Source organism: Herbiconiux moechotypicola, from assembly GCF_024979255.1.
Taxonomy (GTDB): Bacteria; Actinomycetota; Actinomycetes; order Actinomycetales; family Microbacteriaceae; genus Herbiconiux; species Herbiconiux moechotypicola.
Genome location: NZ_JANLCN010000009.1, coordinates 84,394 through 106,115 on the forward strand (window position 1 = coordinate 84,394; position 21,722 = coordinate 106,115).

Sequence of the window (21,722 nt, forward strand, 5' to 3'; positions counted from 1 at the left end):
GTAGGGTGAGGGTATGCCCGTGCCCTCAGAACCCGGTCGTGACGTGAGTGACGCGAGACCTCTCGTGGGCGTCGTGATGGGGTCGGACTCCGACTTCACCGTGATGAGCGACGCCGTGCAGGTGCTGCGCGACTTCGGCGTACCGGTCGAGGTGCAGGTAGTCTCCGCCCACCGCACCCCCGAGCGCATGATCGCCTACGGGCGCACGGCCCGCGAACGCGGACTCAAGGCGATCGTGGCGGGGGCCGGTGGGGCCGCCCACCTGCCCGGCATGATCGCCGCCGTCACCACGGTGCCGGTCATCGGCGTGCCGGTGCCGCTGGCCAAGCTCGACGGCCTCGACTCGCTGCTGTCGATCGTGCAGATGCCCGGCGGCATCCCGGTCGCCACCGTCTCCATCGGCGGGGCCAAGAACGCGGGGCTGCTCGCTGTCAGCATCCTCTCGACCTCCGATGATGGACTGGCCGCCGCCCTCGACCGCTACCGTGACTCGCTCGTCGAGCTCGTCGACCAGAAGAACGAAGACCTGCAGACCCGCCTATGACGACCCTCAGCGCACGCCCGAGCGCCCCGGGCACCAACCCGGGCTCCACCCTGGGCTCCACCGCGAGCCCGATCCGCTACCCCGACACCTCGTCGCAGAAGGCGATGACGGTGCGCGGGTGGTGGCTGGTGGTGCTCAACCTGCTCATGCCGGGTTCGGCTCAGGTGCTCGCGGGCAGTCGCAAGCTCGGTCGCTTCGGCCTCTACTTCACCTTCGGGCTGTGGATCACGGCGATCCTCGGTTTCGTGGTCTACAACATCTGGCCGCAGGTGATCTTCTCGATCGTCACCCTGCCCATCCCGCTGCTGCTCGTGCAGATCGTGCTCGTGGCCTATGCGGCGCTGTGGGTGGTGCTCACCCTCGACACCCTGCGACTCGTGCGGCTGGTGCGGGCGGGCCCCAAGGCGCGCTGGGCGATCGCGGCCTTCACCGTCATCATGCTCACCATCACCTCCGGCGGCGCCGCCTGGGGCGCGTTCCTCGCCGGCGTGCAGCGCGACCTCGTGAACTCCATCTTCTCGGTGCAGGCGGCGGCCGAGCCCCCGGTCGACGGCCGCTACAACATCCTGCTGCTCGGCGGCGACGCCGGACCCGACCGTGAGGGCATGCGGCCCGACAGCATGACCGTCGTCTCGATCGAGGCCGACACCGGGCGGGCCACCATGATCGGCATCCCGCGCGACCTGCAGCAGGTGCCCATCGTCGAGGGCTCTCCCCTCATCGGCAGCGACTACGCCCCCGACGGCGTGTACGACTGCGGCAGCGACTGCCAGATCAGCTTCCTCTACCCGCGCGTCGAGGCCTATGACACCGACCTCTACCCGAACGCCGAGGCCGAGGGCTCGGAGCCCGGCATCGAGGCGACGACGGATGCGATCGAGGGCGCCCTGGGCATCACCATCCAGTACTACGTGCTCATCGACATGCAGGGGTTCTCCGACCTCATCGACGCGCTCGGCGGCGTGGACATCGACGTGACCGAAGAACTGCCGATGGGCGGCGACGAGAACCTCAACGAGGTCGAGGGGTGGATCTACCCCGGGATGCAGCACATGGACGGTTACACCGCCCTCTGGTACGCCCGTTCGCGTCACACCACGAGCGACTACGACCGGATGGAGCGTCAGCGCCAGCTGCAGACCGCCATCCTGCAGCAGTTCGACCCGGTGAACGTGCTCACCAAGTTCCAGGGCATCGCGGCGGCGGGCGCGCAGGTCGTGAAGACCGACATCCCGCAGTCGACCCTGGCCTACTTCGTCGACCTGGCGCTGAAGACCAAAGACCTCCCGATCGAGAACGTCGAGCTCACGCCACCGCTCATCGACCCGGAGGACCCCGACTGGGACCTCGTGCACCAGACGGTGGCCGACGCGCTCGTGCTCTCCACGGCGACCGACACGCCCACGCAGTAGCCGGCGCGGCGCACCCGGCCTAACCAGTGGGGCATGTGCCGCAACATCGTGCCCCTCAACAACCTCGCGCCCGCCGCCACCGACGAGGAGTGCCACGACGCGGCGCTGCAGTTCGTGCGCAAGATCTCGGGCAGCACCAAGCCCTCGCGCGCGAACCAAGAGGTGTTCGACCGTGCCGTGGCCGAGATCGCCCACGCGACCCGGCACTTGCTCGACGGACTCGTCACCCCGGCTCCGCCGAAGAACCGCGAGCAGGAGGCGGTGAAGCGGCAGGCCCGCTCGGCCGAGCGCTACGAGGCGATCCGCGTCTTCCAGGAGCAGAAGCGGGCCCAGCGCGCCTCGAGCACGGCGGGCTGACTACAGGTCGGCGTGCAGCTGCCAGACCTTCTCGGCGGAGTCGCGCCAGGAGAAGGCGCGCGCGCGGTCGAGCCCCGAGATGGAGAGCCGGTTGCGCAGTGCGCCGTCGTCGACCACCTGCTGGATGGCGTCGGCCAGCTGACCGGCGTAGGCCTCGGGGGTCGTGCGCTCCACCACCACGGTGGCGCCGGCCGCGACCTCGAGCAGCGCGGGCACGTCGGCGTGGATGACGGGGGTGCCGAATCCGAAGGCCTCGATGAGCGGCAGTCCGAAGCCCTCGGCGAGGCTGGGGTACACGAACACGGTGGCGCGCTCGAGCACGAGGGCGAGATCGGAGTCGCTGAGGAACCCGAGCACGTGGATGCGTGACGAGTCGACCCCGGCCGAGGCGGCGACCGACGCGACGTCGACCTCGCCCCATCCCTCGGGCCCGGCGATGACCAGCGGCAGGTCGCCCGTGGCGGGGAGGGCGAGCGCCTGGATGAGCGCGGCGAGCCCCTTGCGCGGCTCGAGGGTGCCCACGGCCAGGATGTAACGGTCGGGCAGGTTCAAAGCCTCGATGCGCTCGGCCGGATCGTCGGGCAGCGTGAGCTCGTCGCTCACGGCGCCGCCGATGACCCGCACGCGATCGCCGAAGTCGAGGTAGCGCGAGAGGTCTTCGGCCACGGCGTGCGTGGGCACCACGATCGCGTCGGCGAACTTCGCGGCGCGCTTGGCCATCGCCTTGTGCCAGGCCACACCCCGCGGGGTGAGGGTCTGCGGATGCGTCCACGGCACCACGTCGTGGATGGTGACGGCGCTCTGTGTGCCGAGCTGCGCCCGCCGGTCGTGCTTGCGGAGCGGCGCGAGGAGGCTGGTGGCGTGCACCATGCCGTCGCCGGAGGAGCCGATGAGGCCGTGCTGCCACGCGGCGGCGAGCTCGCGCCGGGCGAGCGTGGCGCGGTGCAGCCCCGCCAGGCCCGGGATGCGCGCCTCGAGCTCGGCCGCCTTCTCGGCGGGCACGGCGGAGACGATGCCCTCCACGTCGCAGTTGCGCGGCGCGGTGGCGACGAGCTGCCGGGTGAGTTCGAGCGTGTAACGACCGATTCCGCCGGGTACGGGAGCCACCAGCTGATCGATGATCACCCGCAGCGTCGCCATTACTCTCCAAATACTCCCGAGGTCACCGCGTCATGGAGCGCGGAGCGCCAGCTCCTCATGGGTTCCAATCCTGCTCGGGACCACGCGTCGTGCCCGAGCACGGAGTACGCGGGACGCGGGGCAGGACGCACGAACTGCGAGCTGTCTGTGGGCTTGACTTTATCAGGGTCGAGTCCGGCTTCCTGAAAGGTTGCCTGGGCGAAGTCGAACCAGGAGGCCTGCCCCGAGTTGGTGCCGTGGTAGACGCCGGCGGGGGCGCCGGAGTCGGCCAGCAGCACGAGCTGTCGGGCGAGGTCGGCGGTCCAGGTGGGCTGCCCGACCTGGTCGTTCACGACGCTCACCGAGTCGCGCTCCCGCCCGAGCCGGAGCATGGTGGCGGGGAAGTTAGCGCCGTTGGCGCCGTAGAGCCAGGCGGTGCGCACCACGTAGCCGCCCGCCGGGTTGAGGCGCAGGACCGCCTCCTCGCCCCCGGCCTTGGTGCGGCCGTAGGCGTTGAGCGGATCGCGCGGCTCGTCTTCGGGATAGGGACTCGTGGCGTCGCCCTGGAACACGTAGTCGGTCGAGATCTGGAAGAGCTTGGCGTCGTTCGCCGCGGTGGCCTCGGCCAGTGTGGCGGGGCCGAGGGCGTTCACGGCCGAGGCCGCCTCCTCGTCGCTCTCCGCCGCGTCGACCGCGGTGTAGGCGGCGCAGTTGAACACCACGTCGATCCCCGACACGGCGGCGGCCACGGCCGCGGGGTCGGTGATGTCGAGCTCGGTGCGGCCGAGGGCCACCACGTCGCGCCCGGCGAGCGCGGCCTGCAGGTCGGTGCCGAGCATCCCGGCCGCCCCGGTGATGAGATAGCGCGTCATGTCAGCGGCTCCGGCGCTCAGGCCAGGGCCGCGCGAGCCTTGAGGGGCTCCCACCAGGCGCGGTTGTCGCGGTACCACTGCACGACGTCGGCCAGGCCCTTCTCGAACGGCACCAGCGGCTCGTAGCCGAGCTCGGCCTGGATCTTCGAGATGTCCACCGAGTAGCGCAGGTCGTGGCCGAGGCGGTCGGCGACCCGGTCGACGTACGACCAGTCCTTGCCGGTCGCGTCGAGCAGCAGCTGCGTGAGCTCCTTGTTGGTGAGCTCGGTGCCGCCGCCGATGTTGTAGATCTCGCCCGCGCGGCCCTTCGTCAGAACGAGGGCGATGCCGCGGGTGTGGTCGTCGACGTGCAGCCAGTCGCGGATGTTGTTGCCCTCGCCGTAGAGCGGCACGTGCTTGTCGTCGATGAGGTTGGTGACGAACAGCGGGATGACCTTCTCGGGGAAGTGGAAGGGCCCGTAGTTGTTGGAGCAGCGCGTGATGGAGATGTTCATGCCGTGCGTGCGGTGGTAGCTGCGCGCGAGCAGGTCGCTGCCGGCCTTCGAGGCGGAGTACGGGGAGTTCGGCTCGAGCGGGCGGTCCTCGGCCCAGGAGCCCTCGGCGATGGAGCCGTAGACCTCGTCGGTGGACACGTGCACGAAGCGGGGCAGGCCGCTGCGGAGCGCGGCGTCGAGCAGCTGCTGGGTGCCGAGCACGTTGGTCTCGACGAAGATGGAGGCGTCGCGCACCGAGCGGTCGACGTGCGACTCGGCGGCGAAGTGCACCACGGCGTCGAGGCCGGGGAACAGCTGGTCGAGCAGGGCGCCGTCGCGGATGTCGCCCTTGACGAAGGTGAAGCGCGGGTTCTCGGCCACCGAGGCGAGGTTCTCGAGGTTGCCCGAGTAGGTGAGCGCGTCGAGCACGACCACCTCGGCGCCCTCGAGCCCGGGGTAGGCGTCTTCGATCGTGCGGCGCACGAAGTTGGAGCCGATGAAACCGGCGCCGCCGGTGACAAGAATCTTCATGATGGGTGAGTTCTCCTCGGTGTGGTCGTCGCACCGATTGTAGCCGCACGCCCGACGCGATCTCTGTCGCGAGCAATGCTCAGCTTCATGATCTAGGGTGGGCGTGTGACGGAGCGACCACGACTGCTGCGCCGGATGGTGGGCGACCGGCGGGTGGCGTTCCTCGCGGTCGGCGCCGCCAACACCGCCGTCGGCTTCGTGGCGTTCGTGGCGGCCGACCTCACGGTGGGCTCGATCGTCGACGCGGCGGTGAACGAGACGGCCGGGTCGCTCGCGACCCTCGGATGCGCCCACGTCGTGGGCGTGCTCTTCGCCTTCGCGATGTACCGCCGCTTCGTCTTCCGAGTGCGCGGGGGCGTGTGGCGCGACCTCGTGCGGTTCGAGGGCGTGTACCTCGTGGCCATCGGGGTCAACGCCGTCGCCCTGCCGCTGCTGGTCGGGCTCGGCTGGCCGCGCATCCCGGCTCAGCTGTCCATTCTCACCGTCACCGTCGTGCTGAGCTGGTTCGGTCACTCGCACGTCTCCTTCCGCCGGAGTGGAGACTGATGCCCCGGGTCTCGGTCGTCGTGCCGGCCTTCGAGAACGCCCCGTTCATCGCGGCCACGGTGCGCTCCGTGCTCTCCCAGCGGCACTCCGACTTCGAACTGATCGTCGCCGACCACGCCTCCACCGACGGCACGCTCGCCCGCCTGGCACCCTTCGGGTCCGACCCGCGGCTGACGGTACTGCACACGCCCGCCGGCGGCGGGGCCGAGGCGAACTGGAGGCGGGTGTCGGCGGCGGCCTCGGGGGAGTATCTCAAGCTCCTCCCGGGCGACGACGTGCTCTACCCCGGTGCGCTCGAGCTGCAGACCCGGGCGCTCGAGCTGCACCCCGGAGCCGCGCTCGTCTCGAGCCGGCGCGATGTGATCGACGCCCGGGGCCGCGTCACGTTGCGGGGGCGGGGGCTGCAGGGTGTGCCCCTTCGGCCCCTCCCGGGGGTGGAGGCCGTACGGTGCGCGGTGCGCCGCGGCGCCAACGTGTTCGGAGAACCCGGTTGCGTGCTCCTGCGCCGCGAGGCGCTCGAGGCGGCGGGCGGCTGGGAGGCCAGGTTCCCGTACCTCATCGACCAGCTGACCTACTCGAAGCTGTTGTTCGCGGGCGGCTACGTGCCGCTGGCCCGCACGCTCGCCGCCTTCCGGGTCAGCTCCGGGCAGTGGAGCGTGGCGCTGGCCGGCGAGCAGGCGCGGCAGGTGGCGGCCTACCACGCCTGGTGCCGCGCCCAGGCGCCCGAGGTCATCTCGGCCGCCGACGTGCGGCTCGGAGACCGCCGCGCCCGCCGCCGGGCGCTCGCCCGCCGGGCCTACTACCTGCTCGGCGCCCGGGGGATGCGGGTGGGCGCGTGATCGCGGCCCGTCGCATACTGCCCTACCCGGCGGCCGCGCTCCTCGCGCTGGCGGCCGTGTGGTTCGGTCTCGACCTCTGGCGTCTCGATTGGAGCGTGCCGCTCGCCTACTCCGGTGACGCGCTGGCCGTGGCCTCGCATGTGAAGACCGTCCTCGAGACGGGCTGGTTCACGCACCAGCCCGCCCTCGGGGCGCCGTACGGCCAGTACTACAGCGACTACCCGCAGGCCGACAACCTGCACTTCGTGGTGTTCTCCGCCGCGCGGTGGTTCACCTCCGACGTCGGCGTGGTGATGAACGGGTACTTCGTCGCCGGGTTCCCGCTGGCGGCGGTCACCGCCACCTGGTTCCTGCGCCGCGCCGGTGTGAAGGGAATGCTCGCGGTGGCGCTCGGGGTGGTGTTCGCGATCGCGCCCTATCACTTCGTGAAGGGCGAGGGGCATCTGTTCCTCTCCGCCTACTTCGTGGTGCCGCTCGCGCTCGACGTGATACTCCGGGCGGCGCACGGACTGCCGCTGTGGTCGAGCCGGGTGCTCTCGCGCCGCAACGTGTGCACCGTGGGGTCCCTCGTGCTCCTCGGCACCGCGTCGAGCTACTACTCGGTGTTCACGGCGGTGCTTCTGGCGGTCGCGGGGCTCGCGACGCTGTGGCGCACCCGTCGCTGGAGGGTATTCGGAGGGGCGGCGGCCGCGGGACTCGTGATCGCGGCGACGCTCGCCGCGAACCTCGCCCCGAGCATCCTGTACCGCGCCGTGCACGGAGCGAACGAGTCGGTGCTGGTGCGCAGTCCGCCGGAGGCGGAGCTCTACTCGTTCAAGCTCGCCGCGCTGCTGCTGCCCGTGCCCGGTCATCGCTTCCCTCCCTTCGCCGAGCTGCGGCGGCTCTACGACGAGCACTACCCACTGCCCTCGGAGGAGCCCGCGCTCGGGCTGCTCGCCTCGGCGGGACTCGGGGTGCTGATCGTGGTCGGGGTCTTCCTGCTCCTCTCGGCCGGCCGGCCGGGGTGGCGGCGTGCGCCCGGGGTGCTCGTCGACCGGCTCGCCGTGCTGGCGGGCCTGGCGTTCGTGGCCTTCCTGTTCGGCACGGTCGGCGGACTGGCGACGCCGCTGTCGTTCGTCGGCTTCCCGGTCCGCTCGTGGAACCGCATCGCGATCTTCCTGGCACTCGTGGCGCTGACCGCGCTCGGCCTGGTGCTCGGTCTGCTGGTCGAGCGTGTGGCACGTCGCCGTGTCGCCGGTGCCATGGTCGTCGCGTGCTCGGGGCTGCTCGTCGTGGTGGCCGTCTGGGACCAGATCCCCCCGGTCGACACCGCGGCGCGGGCGCGCACCGTGGCGGAGTTCCGTTCCGACGCCGAGTTCGTGGGGCGCCTCGAACGGAGCGTCGCTCCCGGGTGCCTGCTCTACCAGTTGCCGTACATCCCGTTCCCCGAGTCGCCTCCCGTGAACGGGGTGACCGACTCCGATCAGCTGCGCCTGTTCCTGCACTCGACCTCGCTGCGCTGGTCTGGCGGCGGCATCAAGGGCCGCGGCCCCGTCGATCGTGCCGGTGCGATGGCCTCGCTGCCGGTGTCCGAGATGGTCGAGGCGGTCGAGGGGCTCGGTGCGTGCGGCCTCGTGATCGATCGCGTCGCATCGGCCGGCACCGGTGCCACCGTGCTCGACGAGCTCGAGCGCCTGGGCGTCTCGGGCGGGCGCATCGTGTCGCGCGATGGCCGGTTCGTCTGCACGAGACTTCAGACATGATAGATTCTCGTCTTATGTCCCGTGTCGCCGACGAGCCGCCCCCGCGGGTGATCTCCGTGGTGATCCCGGTCTACCGCGGTGAGAGCACACTGGCCTCGACCGTCGGCGAACTGCTGCCCCACACCCGTGTCTCCCGCACTGCGCAGGGTGCGACCTATCGTGTGGGCGAGATCATCCTCGTGCACGACGCCGGTCCCGACCGGTCCGACCTCGTGCTGCAGGGCCTCGAGCGCCGGCACGAGGTGGTGCGGGTGGTGTGGCTCAGCCGCAACGTGGGCCAGCACGCGGCGACCATCGCGGGGATGGCGGCGTCGCAGGGCGACTGGATCGCCACCCTCGACGAAGACGGCCAGCACGACCCCGGCGCGCTCGGCGACTTCCTCGACACGGCCCTGCGCGAGCGGGCCGGGGTGGTCTACGCCCGTTTCGCCGACACCCGGGCCCAGGGCGCTCTCCGCAGCGCCGCTTCGGTGGCGTCGAAACGGATGCTCGGGGCCGCGTTCAAGACACCGGGGATCTGAGCTTCCAGAGCTATCGGCTCGTGCGCGGCGATCTCGGCCGCAGCCTCGCCGGGTTCGCGGCCGTCGGGGTCTACCTCGATGTCGCACTCTCCTGGGTGACCGATCGCGTCGCCACGACCCCCACGACCCTGCGGAGTGCCGCGGGGCGCCGGTCGGGCTACTCGTTCCCGTCGTTGTTCGCGTACTTCTGGCGGATGGCGCTCACGAGCGGCACCGCGGGGCTCCGTGCCGTGAGCGTGATCGGAGGGATGATGGCGTTCGTCGGGCTGGCGGTGGCCGTCTACGTGGTGGCCGCCCCGACCGAGTCGAGGCAGGAGGGGGCCGAGGGCTGGGCCTCGCTCATCGTGGTGGTGCTGCTGTGCTCGGGCGCGATCCTGGTGGCGCTCGGGGTGATCGCCGAGTACCTCGGAGTGGTGCTGCACGTGGCGATGGGGAGACCGCTCTACCTCGTGGTCGACGGCCCGGCGGGGCGGAGCGGGCTGTGAGCGCGGTCGCCGCCGCCGACGAGATCGTCTTCAGTCGTCCGTTCCGCGCCCCGGGAGAGTTCGCGAACCTGGTGGAGGTGCTGCGCTCCGACCACGCCCACGGCGACGGTGGCTTCACCCGGCGGGCCACCGCGCGGCTGCGCGCCGTCACCGGTGCGCGTGACGCGCTGCTCACCACCTCGTGCACGCACGCGCTCGAGCTGGCGGGGCTGCTGCTCGGGCTCCGTGCCGGCGACGAGGTGGTGCTCCCGAGCTTCACCTTCCCCTCCGCCGCGACCGCCGTCGTCGCGCGCGGGGCGACGCCGGTGTTCGCCGACCTCGACCCGGCCACCGGGAACGCCGACCCGGCCTCGGTCGCCGAGTCGCTCACCCCGCGCACCCGGGCGGTGGTGGTGATGCACTACGGCGGGGTGCCGGTCGACCTCGGCGCGGTCGGCGCGCTCTGCGGCCCGCAGGGCATCGCCCTCGTCGAAGACAACGCCCACGGTCTGGGCGGCTCCGCCGGCGACCGGATGCTCGGCTCGGCCGGGGTGCTCGCCACGCAGAGCTTCCACGACACCAAGAACGTGCACTGCGGCGAGGGCGGGGCACTGCTCGTGAACGATCCCGCCCTCGTGCGGCGGGCCGAGATCATCCGCGAGAAGGGAACGAACCGTGCCCGCTTCCTGCGCGGCGAGGTGCACCGGTACACCTGGCTCGACGAGGGATCGAGCTATCTCCCGAGCGAGCTGAACGCCGCCGTGCTCGACGCCCAGCTGGCGGCGTTCGACACCATCCAGGGGCTGCGGCACCGGGTGTGGAACGTCTATGCGGCAGGGCTCGCCGCGTGGGCACGCGACACCGGGGTGCGGCTCATGAGCGAACAGCCCGGACTCGAGCACACCGCCCACCTGTTCTGGTTGCTGCTGCCCGATGCGGGCCGGCGCGAGGCGATGCTCCGCCATCTGCACGATCGAGGGGTGCGGGCGGCCTTCCACTACGTGCCGCTCGACACCAGTCCCGCGGGGGAGCGTTTCGGCAGGCGCATCCGTCCTCTCTCCGCGACGGCGGAGTTCGCGAGCAGGCTCGTGCGGCTGCCGTTGTGGCCCGGCCTCGCGCCGGCGCAGATCGAGAGGGTGCTCGAGGCGGTCACGTCGTTCGACCCCTGGTCGACGGCCGCCGACCGCCCGCGCGTTCAGGCTCGGGCGACGATCTCCAGGTGAGGGAAGACGAACACCCCTGAGGGCTCGTGCACCCACTGCCGCCACGCGCCGGAGATCTCGTCGAGCTCACCCGCTGTGGCGGCGCCGATCTCGAGCGCCCGCGGACCGAAGGCCGACTGCAGGGTGCGGTCGGCCCAGAGCCCGCCCCACCACGCACGCTCGGCGTCGGTGGCGAAGCACCAGGTCGAGGCGGTGGTCTCCACCTCGGTGAAACCCGCGTCGATCGCCCAGGCCTTGAGCGACCGCCCGGCCCACGGGTCTCCGCCGTTCGAGCGGTGCACGGCGTCGTAGACCGTGCGCCAGCGCATCAGGCCGGGCAGGGGTGGGTGGATGAGGGCCCCGCCGTAGTCGACGTCGCGGGCCGCGACGAGGCCGCCGGGCTTGGTGACCCGGCGGAACTCGCGCAGGGCGGCCACCGGGTCGGCGAGGTGCTGGAGCACCTGGTGGGCGTGCACGACGTCGAAGCTGTCGTCGGGGAAGTCCAGGGCGTACGCGTCGCCGGTGCGGAACGAGACGTTCGTCACCCCTTCGGCCTCGGCGGCGGCGGTGGCCTGGGCCACGATCTCCGCGGCCGCGTCGATGCCGGTGACGGTGCCGCCGGGTGCGAGCCTGCGGGCGAAGTCGATCGTGATCGTGCCCGGGCCGCTGCCCACGTCGAGCAGGGTCAGCCCGGGGGAGAGGTGCGGCGCGAGGTACGCGGCGGAGTTCTCGACCGTGCGCCAGGTGTGCGAGCGCAGCACGCTCTCGTGATGACCGTGGGTGTAGTGCTCCCGCTCTGACATGACTCCAGACTAGGGTCTCGTAAGATTCATGAGGTGTGCCTTACCCCGGCACTAAGATGATCTGAACTCATGAACCGAACTGGGCTGATGCCGTGACCTTCACCGACTCCGAGCTGCTGATCCTGGGCACCGATCTCGGGCACCCTCTGGTCGAGGAGGTCTTCGCCCACCTCGGTTCGGTCGACGCCCTGGCGGCGCGCCTCTCCGCCACCCCCGTGGTCGTCACCGGGGGCGGCGGCAGCATCGGCGGCGCCGTGGTGCTGGCACTGCTCGGCGATCCTGCGCGCACGGCCCCGGTCACCGTGATCGACACGGCGGAGCGCAGTCTCGCCTCGCTGTCGAACTGGGCCCGGGCGCAGGGACTGGCATCCGTTCTCACGACCATCGTGGCCGACGTCTCCGACCGGGAGCAGATGGAGCTGGTGTTCGGCCGCATCACGCCCTCGGTCGTCGTGCACGCGGCGGCGGTGAAGCACGTCTCCACCTGCGAGCAGAACCCGCTGCTGGCCGAGCGGGTGAACGTCGGCGCCACGCGCATCCTGCTCGAGCTGGCCGTCGCGGCCGGATGCGAGCGCTTCGTGCTCGTCTCCACCGACAAGGCCACCTCGCGGGTCAACGTGCTCGGCTCCACCAAGTACGACGCCGAGGTGGAGGTGGCGCGGGTCGCCGCGGGCACCGGGCTCTCCGCCTGCTCCGTGAGGCTTCCCAACGTGTGGGGCTCGAGCGGATCGGTGATCGAGCTGTGGCGCCAGGCCATCTCGATGGGACTGCCCGTGGCGCTGTACGGGCCGGAGACGACCCGCTACTACCAGTCGGTGCACGACACCGTGCGGGTGCTGCTCACCGCGGCGACCGTGAGTGCCGATGAGCTCGGCGGCTCGGGGGACACCCTCGTCGTGGCCGAGGCGGTCGAGCTCAGCCTGCGGGAGGTGTTCGAGCGGGTCACCGGCGGGGAGGCGGCGCACACCGTCTCGGAGCCACGGCCCGGCGAGGTCGCCCACGAGCTGCTGCTCAGCCCCGCCGAGCAGTACAGCGACACCGTGTGGCCCGGAATCCTGCGGCTGGGGCGCGCCGGGTAGACTCTCCGGCGTGCAGATCCGCGAACTGAGCATTCCTGACAGCTATGAGATCACGCCGAAGCAGTTCGGCGACGACCGGGGCGTCTTCCTCGAGTGGTACCGCTTCGACAAGCTCGAAGACGAGATCGGGCACTCGCTCGACCTCGCGCAGGCCAACACCTCGGTGTCGAAGAGGGGTGTCGTGCGCGGCATCCACTTCGCCGACATCCCGCCGAGCCAGGCCAAGTACGTCACCGCCACGCACGGCGCGGTGCTCGACTTCGTCATCGACATCCGCGTGGGCTCTCCCACCTTCGGCCAGTGGGACTCGGTGCTGCTCGACACCACCGACCGCCGGGCCATCTACCTCTCCGAGGGGCTCGGTCACGCCTTCGTGGCGCTCACCGACGACGCCACTGTGAGCTACCTCGTCACCTCCACCTTCAACGCCGAGCGCGAGCACGGCATCAACCCCCTCGATCCCGAGGTGGGACTGGTGTTCCCCGAGGCGGCGGGTGAGCTGCTGCTCTCGCCGAAGGACACCGACGCTCCCTCGCTGTCGGAGGCGGCCGCATCCGGTCTGCTGCCCAGCTGGGACGAGGCGCGCGCGTTCTACGCGTCGCTCACCGAGAAAGGACGCTGATGCGCGGCATCATCCTCGCCGGTGGATCCGGCACCCGGCTCTGGCCGATCACCAAGGGCATCTCGAAGCAGCTCATGCCCATCTACGACAAGCCGATGATCTACTACCCCCTGTCGACCCTCATGATGGCGGGCATCAACGAGATCCTCATCATCACCACCCCCGAGTACAACGCCCAGTTCAAGGCGCTGCTCGGTGACGGCGGCGACCTCGGCATCCGCATCGAGTACGCCGTGCAGCCCTCGCCCGACGGCCTCGCGCAGGCCTTCATCATCGGCGAGGAGTTCATCGGCGACGAGAGCGTGGCGCTCGTGCTGGGCGACAACATCTTCCACGGCGTGGGTCTCGGCTCGTCGCTGCGGTCGAACGGCGAGATCGAGGGGGCGCGCATCTTCGCGTACCACGTGGCCGAGCCGCGCGCCTACGGCGTGGTGGAGTTCGATGACGACTTCACCGCTCTCTCCATCGAGGAGAAGCCCGTGAACCCGAAGTCGAACTACGCCGTGCCCGGCCTCTACTTCTACGACAACAAGGTGGTCGAGATCGCGAAGTCGATCGAGCCGTCGGCGCGGGGCGAACTCGAGATCTCGACGGTCAACGAGCGCTACCTCGAGGCGGGCGAGCTGCACGTGCAGGTGCTCGACCGCGGCACGGCCTGGCTCGACACCGGCACCTTCGAGTCGATGATGCAGGCGTCGGAGTACGTGCGCGTCATCGAAGACCGCCAGGGCTACAAGATCGGCTGCATCGAGGAGATCGCGTGGCGCGCCGGATGGATCGACACCGCGCAGCTCGCCGTGCTGGCGGCTCCGCTGGTCAAGAGCGGCTACGGTCGCTACCTCCAGACGCTCATCGCCGCAGCTTCCGAGTGAGCGGGGCCTGAACGGGTGACCGGGGCCTGATCCGGCCGGATGCGCGTGGCGGCCCGGCCGGATCGCCCGGAGCACGTACCGTGAGGGCGTGCCCCGAACCGCTCCACTCCCGCTCCGTCGTCGCCGTGCACTCTCCTCCGTCGTCGCGCTGAGCGTCGCCGCACTGCTGTGCTCCGCCGCCGCGCTGCCCCCGGCCGACGGCGAGGACGCGGTGCTGCCCGCCTCCGCGCCGCGCATGGGCGAGTACGACGTCGCTGCGTACACCGCGGCGGCCGAGGAGGTTCCCGCCGACCTCGCCGAGGCCGTCGGGCGCGATCTCGGCGAGACGCCGGAGGAGTACCTCGCGCGCGCCGACGCGGCGGCCGACGCCGGTGACGTGGTGGCGGCCCTGCAGGCGGCCGGCGTGGAGCTGCTCGATTCCAGGCTTGAGGGCACGGAGCTCGTGGTGAACGTGCCCGACCAGGAGGCGGCGGCGGTGGCGGAGTCCGCCGGCGCCCGCGCCGAGGTGGGAGCGCCCAACGACGAGACCGGCGAACCCGACTACTCCGGGGTGCGGTTGGAGGCGCTCGCCGAGGTGATCGGCGGGCAGGGCTTCCAGTTCAAGGCCGAGGGCTATACCTACGTGTGCTCGGTGGGGTTCACGGGCCGCTACAAGCCCTACCCCCAGACGCAGTTCATCACCTCGGGCCACTGCATCGAACCCGACCACGACGCGGGCACCTACTACTACGAGTCGAAGCAGTCCGCGGCCGGCACCACCCCGTCGGCAGGGTCGGTGATCGGCGCGCCGCTGGCCGACCAGTACCGCTTCGGCGGGGGTGCCGACGTGGGTGCGGTGGCGGTCTCGCCCGACTGGTCGACCGCGCCGAAGGTCTCCACCTGGGGCGGGGGAACCGGCGCGCTCGGCCAGGGCACCCCGGTGACGATCACCGACCTCGCCACCGCGGTGAAGGGGTCGCCCGTGTGCAAGTCGGGCCGCACCACGGGCTGGACCTGCGGCGAGGTGCTCGTGGTGAACGGCTCCTTCCCCGTCTACAACCACGCGGGCACCCCGGTGTACGTGAACCTCACCCTCACCGATGTGTGCATGCTGCCGGGCGACAGCGGCGCATCCGCCCTCATCGGCCGGGCCGCGTTCGGCGTGGGCACAGCGGGCAACTTCTCGGGCGGCTGCAGCGGGCAGCCCGACGCGATCAGCGCCTTCTTCCCGCTGGCCACCACCGACGGGACCCCCAGCGTCTCCACGGCGCTGCCGAACTGGGAGCTCGGGGTCTCGCTCGCCGCGCCGGTCTACCAGCGGCCGTCGTTCACGGGCGACGCCATCACGGGAACCCTGGCGAACGCGGGGCCGAGGCATCGGGTGGTGGTGACCATCGACTCCTCCACCTTCACCGTCACGCCCGATTCGTCGGGGGCGTGGTCGGTCCCCATCCCGAGCGCGCTGCAGAAGGGCAAGCACACCTTCACGGTGCGCTCCACCTGGGGCGCGGTCACCTCCTCAGCCGTGGCCACCGACAGTTACGAGCTCGCCGGCTCGCGGCCCGCCGTGCAGCGCATCGCCGGCGCCACGCGCTACGACGTCGCCGTCACCGTCTCGCAACGGGCGTTCCCGGGCACCGCGCCCGTGGTCTACCTCGCCGACGGCTCGAACTACCCGGATGCGCTGAGCGCCGCCCCCGCGGCCCTCGCCGAGGACGGCCCGCTGCTGCTCACCCCGCGCGACGCGCTGCCCGCGCAGGTGAGCGCCGAGATCGCCCGGCTGAAGCCCCAGCGCGTCGTGGTGGTCGGCGGCCCCAGCTCGGTCTCCGACGCCGTGCTCGCCCAGCTGCGCGCGAGCATCCCGACCGTCACCCGCATCGCCGGCGCCGACCGTTACGCCGTCTCGCGCCTGGTGGCCGAGACCGTGTTCGGAACGGCCGCGAAGAGCTACGTGGCGACCGGGGCCAATTTCCCCGACGCGCTCTCGGTGAGCTCGGCGGCAGGGGCCCAGCGCTCGCCGATCGTGCTCGTGAACGGCACCGCACCCTCGGCCGACGCCGACACGCTCTCCCTGCTCGAGGAGCTCGGCGTGAGTTCGGTGACGATCGCGGGCGGACCGAACTCGGTGTCGACCGGCCTCGAGTCGTCACTCGGAAGGGTGGCGGAGGTGAAGCGGCTCTCGGGGGCCGACCGATTCTCGGCCTCGATCGCCATCAACCGCGACGCCTTCGCGAAGAGCTCCACGGTCTACCTGGCCACCGGGCTGAACTTCCCCGACGCGCTCGCCGGCGGAGTGCTCGCCGGACAGGCGAAGGCGCCGCTCTACGTGGTGCCGTCGGACTGCGTGCCCAGGGGGGTCATCGCCGACCTCGGTTCGGGCGGGGCGACCACGGTGGTGCTGCTCGGTGGAGAGAACTCGCTGCGGCCGAGCGTGGCGTCGCTCACGGCGTGTTCGTGGTGAGCGACTCTCCCGGGGCGCCGTAGAGGTACTCGAAGAACTCCTGCTTGAGGTCGATCTGGGCGTGGTACTGGTTGGTCTCGTGCAGCACGAACTCGATGTGCACGGGCAGCTTCTCGAGAGACCAGCCCGCCTTCTTTGCGTACCAGGTGAGCCACAGGTCGTCGAGCATCCAGAACCGCTCGGGCATCGTGGTGAAGAAGCGGTCGTCGAGGAAGAGGCTCGAGTCCGTGACGGATCCGCCCGGCCCCACGTGGTCGATGGGGTCGCCCTCGGCCGCCTCCACCCGGTCGAAGTAGGCGCCCTTGACCTGCCAGGCCCACCAGGCGTGGATGCTCTTCGGGGCGTAGTGGGCGAGTGCGGTGGCGACGAAGCCGGGTTCGAGGTTCTCGTCGTCGTCGATCACGATCACCGGGCCGGGGCCCTGGATGCGGGCGATCGCCCGTGCCTGGTACCACCGCGCCATCGAGCCGAGGTTGTAGGGGGTGCGCACGATGTGCACGCGCTGGAGTGCTCCCGAGGCCGTGGCGGCGCGCAGCACCCCGAGGTAGTGCTCGTGGTCGAGTTTGTTGTTGTTCCAGAGGTAGAGCTCCACGCCCCCGGGTGTGCCGGTCTGGGCATCGAGCATCTCGAGCACGTCGCCGAGCCGCCCCGGGCGGTTCCACAGGCACATCAGCACGGGTTGCGCGGGAGTCTGCGGCGTGGCCGCCGGCTGCAGCTCGAAGGTGGTGGAGTCGAAACGGCCTGCGAGCATCCGCCGGCGGATGAGCCGCTTGACGAGGGGTTCGAGTCGGGCGCGCAGCACGCTACGAGACTAATCGACGGGCGGGGCATCCATGGGTGAGGAATGCTCGGAAAGCGATGGGAGTTCTTCCCGGATAGAATCGCCCCTGTGATGGCGATGCACCGGCTGCGGCTCTCGTGAGGCCGCGACTGCGCCGGATGCTCGGAGAACTGCGTGCCCGCGCCGCACGCCGCTGGTCGATCGTGCGCCGCCGGCCCCGCCTGCACTGGGCGATCGCCATCTCGGCTCCGGCGGGCCCTGCCGGAGAAGTGTGGGGCGACCTCTACTTCGCCGACGACCTGGCAGCGAGTCTGCGGAGGCGAGGCCAGGTGGTGCACGTCGACCGGCTCGGCGAGCGCATCCGGCCGTACCCGCGGATGCGCGACGACGTGGTGCTGCAGCTCGTGGGACTCCATCGCCCGCTGCCGGTGGAGGGCGCGGTCAACCTGCTGTGGGTCATCAGCCACCCCGAGCTCGTCACCGACGAGGTTCTGGTGCTCGACTGGGACGTGCGATACGCCGCCAGCTCGACCTGGGGCCGCGCGCGTTCCCGGCCGGGAGCTCCCGTCCTCCCGTTGCTGCAGGCCACCGATCCGGAACGATTCACGCCGGCTCCGAGCGGCGACGAGGTGGGCACCGACGTGCTCTTCGTCGGCAAGACCCGCGGCGTGCACCGCGCCGTGGTGCGCGACGCCGTCGAGGCGGGTGCCGACCTCGTGATCTACGGCGACGGCTGGGGGGAGTACATCGACCTCCGGTACGTGCGCGCCGAGTTCCTGCCCAACGACCAGGTGCCGGCCGTCTACCGGGGCGCACGGGTGGTGCTCAACGACCACTGGCCCGAGATGGCGGAGGCGGGCTTCGTGTCGAACCGCCTGTTCGACGCCGTCGCCGCCGGTGCGATCGTCGTCTCCGACCGGGTGGCGGGTCTGCCCGACGAGTTCGGCGCCTCGGTGCGGGTGTACCAGGGCGTCGACGAGCTCCGGGCCCTGCTCGACCCGGATGCGCCGGGCTGGCCCGATCGGGCCGCACGCCTCGCGACGGCCGCTGCGGTGGCGAGGGAGCACTCCTTCGACCGTCGGGCCGACGAGCTCCTCGAGGCCGCACTGGCTGCCAGGGCCGTGAGGCGGGGCCGTCAGCGTCGCCGCAGCCTCCGCGCTGCTGCCCGCGCGCGCCGCACGACCGCCTGAGCTCGGTCCGCAGCGCGGTGCAGCCGGCTCGACCGGTAGGCCTCGAGCTGCTGCCGCTCGCTCTGCACCGCTGTCTCGGCCTCGACGAGCCGCGACTCCAGCCCGCTCACCGCCGCGCGCTGGTCGTCGAGCTCCGAGCCCGCCGCCTCGAGTCGCCCCCTCAGGTCGTGGGCCTCCCAGAGGCTCGTCTGCAGGGCCTCGTGGTTGATGCGCGACGAGGTGGCCTGCGCGATCGCCTCCCAGCGCTCTCGAGCGGCCCAGGCGAGCAGGAAGTCGTCCGTGCGGTCGCGGCCGGCCGCGCGGGCGACAGCGGTCTCGAGCAGGGGTTCCACTTCGTCGGCGCGCACGGCGAAGGAGTGCCGGTTCGTCACCACCCCGGCCAGGCGCTGCTGCAGGGCGGCGGTCTCGGCCCGGTTCTCGGCCAGGCCGCGCACGATCGACACCAGCTCGGCGCCGTCGCGGTAGCTCGGCACCTCGCCGAGCCCCAGGTCGTCGAGCCCGTCGGCCGTGTTGGTCACCACCACGGCGCCCGAGGCGATCGACTCGAACAGGCGGCTGTTCTGCGAACCGTAGGCCTTGGCCTGCGGGATGAGGTCGTCGAGCACCACGAGCGCGTCGGAGTAGATGGCGGGCAGCTCGAAGAACGGCACCGCCCCGAGGCGCAGGGGCGAACCCGAGTCCGCGCCGGCCGTCCCGGGCGTCTCGGCACCCTGGCCGTACCAGGTCACGTCGAACTCCTGCGCGAGCAGCGGCACCACCTCGTCGAGGTCGCGGCCGGAACCCCAGTGGTTGGCGGTGAGCACCACGCTGCGCGTCGGCTCACCGGTGCCGGGCCGGAAGAGCGCGGTGTCGGTGGCGATGGGCACGACCGCCACCTCGCCGTGGTACCGCTCGGCGAGAGCCGCGGCCGATCGCGTCGAGGAGGCCCAGACCGCGTCGAAGGCCTGGAGATAGGGCAAGTCCATCCAGGTCGAGGTCCAGTTGCGCACCCACGCGATCCTGGCGGCGCCCGTCGGCACCAGGCCGGGCACGAACGACTCCACCATCGCGATCACGACCGTGGTCTGCTCGGGCATGTCGTCGCCCCAGCGGCTCATCGGCCAGAGGGCCACGCCCCAGCCCCGGTGCGAGAGCTCTTTGGCGAGCCCAAGGGCCACGTAGACGTCGCCGCGCCCTTCGCTCAGGTCGTCGGTCGAGACGGCGAACACGACCAGGCCCCTCTCGCCCGCGCTGTGCTCACCGCGGGCGAGGGCCTCGTACTCGGCGGATGCGTCAGTCATGCGGATGGCTCCTCGTGGCGATGCGGGCGCGCAGGGCCAGACCGGCCGAGACGGCCCAGCGCACGGGTGCGAGAAGGGGGCCACGGTACTTGCGGTGCAGGAACCGGCGGGCGCTGGCGTGGTGGGCCTCCAGCATCCTCGCCGACTCGGCCGTGGTGGAGTGCGCCCCCGTGTGCACCACCACCGCGGCGGGCTCGTAGACGTTGCGCCAGCCGGCGCGCCCGAAGCGGTAGCCGAGGTCGACGTCTTCGAAGTACATGAAGTAACCCGTGTCGAAACCCTCGAGCGCGTCGAACGCCGCGCGCCGCACGAGCAGGCAGGCGCCCGAGAGCCAGCCCGCGTCACGGCGCACCACCTGGGCGCTGGACTGGTGCCGATAGGCGCGGCTCCACGGATTCGTGGGCCACACCGTGCCGAACAGGGCGTGGCCGATGCCGTTGCGCAGTGACGGGACGGAGCGGGCGGAGGGATACGTGGTGCCGTCGAGCTCGGTGATCCGTGGGCCGATCGAGGCCACGTCGTCCATGCCCGGGGCGTCCAGCGCTGCGACGAGGGTGTCGAGCGAGCGCTCCCCGAGCACCACGTCGGGGTTGGTCACGAGCACGAGCTCGATCTCCGGGGGCAGCGAGGCCACGACCGTGTTGACGGCGTGGCCGTAGCCGAGGTTGTCGGCCATCGGCCGGTAGTGGGCGCCGTGCGAGGCGAGCAGCGCCTCCAGCTGCTCGCGGTCGGCGGAGCCCGGCTTGTTGTCGGCCACGTACACCGCCACCGGCTCCGCCGCAGCACGCGGTACGGAGTCGAGGAACGCGGACATCACCGCGCGCGAGTCGTAGCTCACGGTCACGACCGCCGTGCGCACCGTGCCGATCACCGTCGCTCCTCCGCCTCGGTGTAGGCGTGCGCGTGCACCGTGGCGCAGGCCGCCCAGCTGAACCCGGCGGCGCGCTGGCGTGCCGCGACGCCGAGCGAGGCGCGCCGATCGGGATCGTCGAGCAGCCGCCCGAGCGAGTCGGCGAGAGCCGCCTCGTCGGGCTCGGTGTAGGCGACGGCCCCGCCGCCGACCTCGGGGATGGACAGACGGGGCGTGGTGAGCACGGCGGCGCCGCAGGCCATGGCCTCCAGCACGGGCAGCCCGAATCCCTCGCCGAGGCTGGGGTAGGCCACCACGGTCGCGCCGCCGAGGAAGGGGGCGAGCTCGTCGAGGGGGAGGTAACCGGCCTCGATCACCCGACCGTCGTCCGGGAGCGCGTCGAGCACCGCGAGGGCGTCCTCGTCCCACCCCCGCGCGCCTGACAGCACGAGCGGGGGCGCAGCGGGCAGCGCGGCGTGGGCCCGCACCAGCGCACCCACGTTCTTGCGGGGCTCGATGGTGCCGAGGAAGGCGATCCAGCCGGTCGCGGTGTCGAGCCCGTGATGCGCCGCGAACGAGGCGACCTCGCCGGCGCCGGGGGCGCGGAAGACCGAGTGGTCGACACCGAGGTAGGCCACGAGCATCCTGGCGCGGCGCACCCGCACACTCGATGCGACGGCTTCCGCCGTGGCTCGGCTCGGTGCGATCAGCACGTCGGCAACGGCTCCCGCGCGCCGGATCCAGAACCGGAAGAACACCCGCTTGAGTCTCGAGTGCACTCCGGGATCGGTGAAGAAGGTGGCATCGTGCACCGTCACGACCCGGGCGGCCCGGGTGACCAGCGGATGCGTGTAGTGCGGCGAGTGGATGACGGCCGCGCCGAGTCGCCGGGCCAGGCGGGGCAGCCCCACCTGCTCCCACACGAAGCGCACCGGCCGCCGGGCGACCGAGGCCGGGCTCGCGTGGTACTCGTGCTCGGGGGCGACGGAGCGCAGCCGCTCGACGTCGGCGGGCTTGGCGACCACGTGCACGAGCTCGCCGAGCTCCTGCAGGCCCGTCAGCACGCCCTCGATGTAGCGCGCCACGCCGCCCCAGTTCGGCGGCAACGACGTCGCATCGAACAGCAGCGGTCTACGGGAACTCACCGATCACCTTTCCGTGGTTGCCAGCGGCCAGCTACCAG

22 protein-coding genes are annotated in these 21,722 nt (G+C 71.5%); 14 read left to right on the forward strand and 8 right to left on the reverse strand.

Annotation, left to right across the window (positions count from 1 at the left end; translation table 11 throughout):
* Positions 1 to 13 precede the first annotated feature (13 nt).
* From purE to N1031_RS14565, 3 genes are read left to right on the forward strand one after another with little or no spacing between them, the layout of a single operon-like run.
* Positions 14 to 544 carry a 5-(carboxyamino)imidazole ribonucleotide mutase gene (purE, locus tag N1031_RS14555; RefSeq protein ID WP_259480420.1) on the forward strand — a complete coding sequence of 177 codons (531 nt, stop codon included), beginning with the start codon at positions 14 to 16 and terminating at the stop codon, positions 542 to 544.
* Positions 541 to 1,956, forward strand: a complete 1,416-nt coding sequence (locus N1031_RS14560) for an LCP family protein (protein ID WP_259480421.1) — start codon at positions 541 to 543, stop codon at positions 1,954 to 1,956. The genes purE and N1031_RS14560 overlap by 4 nt, the downstream gene beginning before the upstream one ends.
* Positions 1,957 to 1,989: 33 nt before the next feature.
* Entirely contained in the window at positions 1,990 to 2,313 is a 324-nt protein-coding gene (locus tag N1031_RS14565) for a DUF2277 domain-containing protein (protein ID WP_259480422.1), read from the forward strand.
* On the opposite strand, the gene N1031_RS14570 is transcribed toward N1031_RS14565, so the two are convergent.
* The 3 genes from N1031_RS14570 to rfbB are packed head-to-tail and all read right to left on the reverse strand — an operon-like array spanning position 2,314 to position 5,308.
* The gene (locus N1031_RS14570) at positions 2,314 to 3,453 is read right to left on the reverse strand and encodes a glycosyltransferase family 4 protein (RefSeq protein WP_259480423.1); all 1,140 of its coding nucleotides are present in this window, start codon (positions 3,451 to 3,453) and stop codon (positions 2,314 to 2,316) included. It lies immediately after the preceding gene.
* On the reverse strand, positions 3,453 to 4,304 hold the full coding sequence (gene rfbD / locus N1031_RS14575; protein WP_259480424.1) for a dTDP-4-dehydrorhamnose reductase: 852 nt from the start codon (positions 4,302 to 4,304) through the stop codon (positions 3,453 to 3,455). Before rfbD ends, N1031_RS14570 begins: the two co-directional genes overlap by 1 nt.
* A 17-nt stretch (positions 4,305 to 4,321) precedes the next feature.
* A complete protein-coding gene (gene rfbB / locus N1031_RS14580) occupies positions 4,322 to 5,308 on the reverse strand; it encodes a dTDP-glucose 4,6-dehydratase (protein WP_259480425.1) in 987 nt (328 codons plus the stop codon).
* Between the two features lie 105 nt (positions 5,309 to 5,413).
* Here rfbB and N1031_RS14585 point away from each other — a divergent pair, with 105 nt between their 5' ends.
* Genes N1031_RS14585 through rffA form a run of 6 tightly spaced genes read left to right on the forward strand, consistent with a single transcriptional unit; the run spans position 5,414 to position 10,643 of the window.
* On the forward strand, positions 5,414 to 5,854 hold the full coding sequence (locus N1031_RS14585; protein WP_259480427.1) for a GtrA family protein: 441 nt from the start codon (positions 5,414 to 5,416) through the stop codon (positions 5,852 to 5,854).
* The gene (locus N1031_RS14590) at positions 5,854 to 6,693 is read left to right on the forward strand and encodes a glycosyltransferase family 2 protein (protein ID WP_259480428.1); all 840 of its coding nucleotides are present in this window, start codon (positions 5,854 to 5,856) and stop codon (positions 6,691 to 6,693) included. Before N1031_RS14585 ends, N1031_RS14590 begins: the two co-directional genes overlap by 1 nt.
* Positions 6,690 to 8,435 carry a hypothetical protein gene (locus tag N1031_RS14595; protein ID WP_259480429.1) on the forward strand — a complete coding sequence of 582 codons (1,746 nt, stop codon included), beginning with the start codon at positions 6,690 to 6,692 and terminating at the stop codon, positions 8,433 to 8,435. Before N1031_RS14590 ends, N1031_RS14595 begins: the two co-directional genes overlap by 4 nt.
* 14 nt (positions 8,436 to 8,449) lie before the next feature.
* The gene (locus N1031_RS14600; RefSeq protein WP_259480430.1) at positions 8,450 to 8,956 is read left to right on the forward strand and encodes a glycosyltransferase; all 507 of its coding nucleotides are present in this window, start codon (positions 8,450 to 8,452) and stop codon (positions 8,954 to 8,956) included.
* Positions 8,957 to 8,976: 20 nt separating this feature from the next.
* Positions 8,977 to 9,441, forward strand: coding sequence for a hypothetical protein (locus N1031_RS14605; protein ID WP_259480431.1), 465 nt, complete (start codon positions 8,977 to 8,979; stop codon positions 9,439 to 9,441).
* Positions 9,438 to 10,643, forward strand: a complete 1,206-nt coding sequence (gene rffA, locus N1031_RS14610) for a dTDP-4-amino-4,6-dideoxygalactose transaminase (protein WP_259480432.1) — start codon at positions 9,438 to 9,440, stop codon at positions 10,641 to 10,643. The genes N1031_RS14605 and rffA overlap by 4 nt, the downstream gene beginning before the upstream one ends.
* Here the strand turns inward: rffA and N1031_RS14615 are convergent.
* Complete coding sequence (locus N1031_RS14615; RefSeq protein WP_259480433.1) at positions 10,616 to 11,425, reverse strand: methyltransferase domain-containing protein; 810 nt, start codon at positions 11,423 to 11,425, stop codon at positions 10,616 to 10,618. The two genes, rffA and N1031_RS14615, sit on opposite strands and share 28 nt — an antisense overlap.
* 92 nt (positions 11,426 to 11,517) lie before the next feature.
* Here N1031_RS14615 and N1031_RS14620 point away from each other — a divergent pair, with 92 nt between their 5' ends.
* From N1031_RS14620 to N1031_RS14635, 4 genes are all read left to right on the forward strand, one after another.
* Positions 11,518 to 12,504: a polysaccharide biosynthesis protein gene (locus tag N1031_RS14620; RefSeq protein ID WP_259480434.1), complete on the forward strand. Its 987-nt coding sequence runs from the start codon at positions 11,518 to 11,520 to the stop codon at positions 12,502 to 12,504.
* Positions 12,505 to 12,514: 10 nt separating this feature from the next.
* Positions 12,515 to 13,126: a dTDP-4-dehydrorhamnose 3,5-epimerase family protein gene (locus N1031_RS14625; protein ID WP_259480435.1), complete on the forward strand. Its 612-nt coding sequence runs from the start codon at positions 12,515 to 12,517 to the stop codon at positions 13,124 to 13,126.
* Positions 13,126 to 13,998, forward strand: a complete 873-nt coding sequence (gene rfbA / locus N1031_RS14630) for a glucose-1-phosphate thymidylyltransferase RfbA (RefSeq protein ID WP_259480436.1) — start codon at positions 13,126 to 13,128, stop codon at positions 13,996 to 13,998. The genes N1031_RS14625 and rfbA overlap by 1 nt, the downstream gene beginning before the upstream one ends.
* A gap of 88 nt (positions 13,999 to 14,086) precedes the next feature.
* Positions 14,087 to 16,438 (forward strand): cell wall-binding repeat-containing protein, encoded by a 2,352-nt coding sequence (locus N1031_RS14635; protein ID WP_259480437.1) that lies wholly within the window; start codon positions 14,087 to 14,089, stop codon positions 16,436 to 16,438.
* On the opposite strand, the gene N1031_RS14640 is transcribed toward N1031_RS14635, so the two are convergent.
* Positions 16,419 to 17,240, reverse strand: a complete 822-nt coding sequence (locus tag N1031_RS14640) for a glycosyltransferase family 2 protein (protein ID WP_259480438.1) — start codon at positions 17,238 to 17,240, stop codon at positions 16,419 to 16,421. The two genes, N1031_RS14635 and N1031_RS14640, sit on opposite strands and share 20 nt — an antisense overlap.
* 137 nt (positions 17,241 to 17,377) lie before the next feature.
* On the opposite strand from N1031_RS14640, the gene N1031_RS14645 reads away from it, so the two are divergent.
* A complete protein-coding gene (locus N1031_RS14645) occupies positions 17,378 to 18,409 on the forward strand; it encodes a glycosyltransferase family protein (RefSeq protein ID WP_259480439.1) in 1,032 nt (343 codons plus the stop codon).
* Here the strand turns inward: N1031_RS14645 and N1031_RS14650 are convergent.
* The 3 genes from N1031_RS14650 to N1031_RS14660 are packed head-to-tail and all read right to left on the reverse strand — an operon-like array spanning position 18,355 to position 21,684.
* Entirely contained in the window at positions 18,355 to 19,689 is a 1,335-nt protein-coding gene (locus tag N1031_RS14650) for a glycosyltransferase family protein (protein WP_259480441.1), read from the reverse strand. The genes N1031_RS14645 and N1031_RS14650 overlap by 55 nt on opposite strands.
* On the reverse strand, positions 19,682 to 20,560 hold the full coding sequence (locus N1031_RS14655; RefSeq protein ID WP_259480443.1) for a glycosyltransferase: 879 nt from the start codon (positions 20,558 to 20,560) through the stop codon (positions 19,682 to 19,684). The genes N1031_RS14650 and N1031_RS14655 overlap by 8 nt, the downstream gene beginning before the upstream one ends.
* Complete coding sequence (locus N1031_RS14660) at positions 20,557 to 21,684, reverse strand: glycosyltransferase family 4 protein (RefSeq protein WP_259480444.1); 1,128 nt, start codon at positions 21,682 to 21,684, stop codon at positions 20,557 to 20,559. Before N1031_RS14660 ends, N1031_RS14655 begins: the two co-directional genes overlap by 4 nt.
* Between the last annotated feature and the right edge of the window lie 38 nt (positions 21,685 to 21,722).